Origin of the sequence: Psychrobacter sp. DAB_AL32B (assembly GCF_002224105.1) — a bacterium.
Taxonomy (GTDB): Bacteria; Pseudomonadota; Gammaproteobacteria; order Pseudomonadales; family Moraxellaceae; genus Psychrobacter.
In genome coordinates, this window is record NZ_NEXU01000206.1 from 1 (window position 1) to 245 (window position 245).

Sequence of the window (245 nt, forward strand, 5' to 3'; positions counted from 1 at the left end):
AAGACTGTACGCCATTGTGACCTGCAACATAATCACCAACTACAAACTTCTCATGTTTGCTTTCAATCACTTTACCCACGGTGCCAGCACGCATCACCTCACCAATCTGTACCGGTGCGATATAAGATTTGGCATCGTTCAGCCAACCACGCATCGCTGGATCCATCGAGATATACTCAATTTTTATCAGTAACTCACCGTCTGTGATAGACGGTATTTCTGACTCGGTATAATCCCAAGTCTCA

1 pseudogene is annotated in these 245 nt (G+C 44.9%); it reads right to left on the reverse strand.

Annotated elements, in window-relative coordinates:
- Nucleotides 1–245: pseudogene (locus tag CAN34_RS13970) on the reverse strand (NADP-dependent oxidoreductase); the annotation flags it as partial.